The 3,206-nt window shown below is 51.4% G+C and carries 3 protein-coding genes and 1 pseudogene; all 4 read right to left on the bottom strand.

Annotated features, from left to right (window positions below; all coding sequences use genetic code 11):
- Positions 1 to 155, bottom strand: a 155-nt coding sequence (locus tag ACETWG_00435; protein ID MFB0515055.1) for an elongation factor P, incomplete at its 3' end; no start/stop codon positions are given.
- A 217-nt stretch (positions 156 to 372) separates the two neighbouring features.
- Positions 373 to 1,149 carry a FlgD immunoglobulin-like domain containing protein gene (locus ACETWG_00430; protein ID MFB0515054.1) on the bottom strand — a complete coding sequence of 259 codons (777 nt, stop codon included), beginning with the start codon at positions 1,147 to 1,149 and terminating at the stop codon, positions 373 to 375.
- A 282-nt stretch (positions 1,150 to 1,431) separates the two neighbouring features.
- Positions 1,432 to 2,451: pseudogene (locus tag ACETWG_00425) on the bottom strand (S8 family serine peptidase).
- A gap of 173 nt (positions 2,452 to 2,624) precedes the next feature.
- A partial coding sequence (locus ACETWG_00420) for a TolB family protein (GenBank protein ID MFB0515053.1) occupies positions 2,625 to 3,206 on the bottom strand: 582 nt, incomplete at its 5' end.

Here is a 3,206-nt window from a genome sequence, read left to right as displayed (position 1 = left end):
TCGTCCACTACCTGGCCGGTGCGGATATTCTTCAACCTGGTGCGGACAAAGGCCGGCCCCTTCCCGGGCTTCACGTGAAGAAACTCCACAATCTTCCACAAGCCTGCCTTATGGTCTATAACCATCCCATTGCGAAAATCTGCGGTCGTCGCCACCTTAATCACAAGTTCTGAATAATTCGTTGGAAAAGCAGAGGAATTTAATCCTACCCCCCTTTGCAGGCAAGGAACGGCTTCCCTTCGGGGGCCAGCTGACTGGCGGGTACAATAAGCCCCTCCCGACAGGACTTGCCGGGAGGGGCAATAGGAACACCCTGGCGGGTTGGCCTCTATTTCATAAACACCCCCGCATCCTGCGGGACTGCTCTGATACTTACTTCATAAATACCATCTTCCGGCTGGCCGTGAAGCGCTCGTCACTTTCGGTAGAGGAGGCCACCAGCCGGTAGATATAGATGCCCGCTGGTACTGAGCGCCCGCTCTTGTCTTTACCGTACCACACCCCTTGCCGATAGCCGGCTGGCTCCTGTCCCTCCCAGCGGATAACCTCCCGGCCCATGATGTCGTAGATCGCCAGGGTCACACGACTGGCCTCCGGCAGATCGTATTCAATGCTGGTGCTAGGGTTGAAGGGATTAGGGTGAGCCGGGTGGAGAGCGTAGGATTCCGGTAAGAGCTCCTCAGGCAATCCGGCTTGAACATCTTTGAAAAAAGTATAAATGGTAACCGTATCCGACGGATCAGATAATAAAGCTGAAACGTCCTTTGCTTTCACATAATAATAAAAAGGAAATTCAGGTAGGGTGCAATCATGGTTGCCAGGATCGTACCAGTACGTATTTGTCGTTGTGCCGGCCAGGCTGAAACTGCCGCTGATCACTTTCCGATAGATGCAGTATTTATCAAGATCAGGCTCGGTGTTGGGTGTCCAATCCAGCCTGATCGTTCCGCCATCACACGTAGCCGTCAGGTTCTGCGGGGCGGCGGGGGGATCGTCATCCAGGGCCGAGTAAGCGAAGGTTACGTTACTCGGAGAAGTGGGATACCAGCCCAGATAATACCCGGTTATAGTCCATACCTTGTACACATAAGCCTGCAGCGTGGCCTGGGTCCCGGTTACGCTTCCCGGAACAACGTTACACCAACCCATACCGAAGTTGGGATTGGCGGCAGAGTAGCCGTTCGTAGCAACCCCCCGGCCCCAGGTGTGCGGGGCGGAGGCAAACGCCTGAGGGAAGGTAACGGTCTTCCTTACGTCGTAGCGCTTAACAATATAGACGCCGTCGGCCAGGCCCGGAGTGCTGTAAAAGGTCATGGTGTAAGTTCCGGTATTCCCCACGCTAGAACCGTTGCTGGCGGTCCAGTGGTAGAGGGCGCTACCGGACTTGATCAGGTCCAGCGCCGCCCGGGCGTTGACCCGGCCGGTGCCGTAATATATATCAAAGCCAGTTGCACCCCTGTCTTCGGCGGAAATTCTTACTATCTGCTCGATGTCATCATTGTAGAGATTGGGATCTTTCGCTAAAAGCAACCCCGAAATACCAGAAATATGAGGTGTCGCCATCGAAGTGCCCGTGTTCTTATCGTAGTAGCCGCTGTATAGAGACCTGTAATAGGTCACTGTGCTCAGAATATCCTCCCCTGGCGCCACGACATCGATATGGCTGCCGTAATTCGACCCTGAAGTGCTGCTTGACCACCAGCGATCATCATCATGATCAGTTGCCCCCACAGCGATGATCCCTTGCCCATATCCAGCAGGATAATACGTGCTTCCAGAATCCCAATTCCCCATAGCTGCTGCTGCCACTACATTTAGCTTGTAAGCGTTCGAAAAGGCTAGCCGGACTGTTGTAGAGTAGCGAGGGTCAGGCACCGGATCATTACAATTGCTACATAGAACCCAACTATTATTGATTATGTCCGACTCATTATTAACCGCGGCCATAATCGCGTTGTATATATCCTCATCACCTGTCGCCCAATCAATTCGCTGGGATTCAATCCGGGCATTTCAGTCAACTCCGGCAATACCTTTCGAATTGTTCGTCTTCGCCGCTGCAATACCCGCTACGTGTGTGCCATGGGATCCATTGGTACCAGCGTCGCCGGAGACCTTCCCGCTTAAATCCTCATGGGAACTCCAGACGCCCCAGTCAATGATGCCGATTTTCGTGTCGATGCTACCTTTGGTGATATCCCAGGCTTCAGGGGCATCGATATCGGCGTCGTTGATTCCGCCGTCTTGACCTGTGTTCAATAAGTTCCACTGGTACCCTCCCTGCCCGGGATTATTGGGATCATCAAAATGAGGATCATTGGGATACACCACGGCAGGAATGGCTATACCGTTAGGCTCTGCATAGATAACCTCGGGAAAAGCGGTGAGCTCCACTGCAATTTCAGAAACATTTCGTTTCTCCGGCAGCCGAATTTTGTAGATGTTTGACATATCCGCGAGTTTGACTCTCTCCCCCGTTCTTGATATGCCTAATGTGTCATCAAGCTCGAAGTCGGGAAAAACCTTTAAAACAGCCTCTACGTTTCTCCTTTCCAGGGCATTCTTGATGGCGGGAACGGCTATGGTGACTTCCGATAGTTTTGCCTCATTGTATGGTTCATACCTTAACCGGGTTTGGGCCTGAATGTCAATTGCCTTTTATTGCTCCCATCTGCCTCCATGATCCAGAGGGTTGTTTGCGGTCCTACGTATACAATATTTTTCCCATCCGGTGACCATGATGGGTAACTCCCGTTTTCGTCCAAACGTTTAAGGTTACCTCCGCTAGAATCCATGACCCATATACCAAACCAATCATGCGTAGTTGAGCAAAACACAATCTTTGACCCGTCCGGATTATATCTGGGAGTTATAACAGATACATAGGTATAGGTTTGGTGAAACGACGTTAACTGGACCACATCCGATGTGTCATTTATAGTCACGTTAAAAATTTCACTACCAAGCCCAACAAAAACGAGGTTATCTCCATCTGGGGACCAATCTGGAAATCTGCCCCCTATAATGAGTTTCTTACTCAAGCCATCGCTTTTCATTATCAGGATGCCACACGAATTTGGGGGCGCAGGTTCAACTTGTGAGCCGCAATTTGTGTTATCATATGCAATCCATTCGCCATCAGGGCTCCAGGCGGGGAAGAAGTTACTTCCTCCGAAAGTGAGTTGTGTTAGGCTGTCGCCATCCAT

It is taken from the genome of Candidatus Neomarinimicrobiota bacterium (assembly GCA_041862535.1).
GTDB lineage: Bacteria > Fidelibacterota > Marinisomatia > SCGC-AAA003-L08 > TS1B11.
Note: the sequence above shows the minus strand (reverse complement) of the source record. Positions and strands in the feature narration are given on the sequence as shown.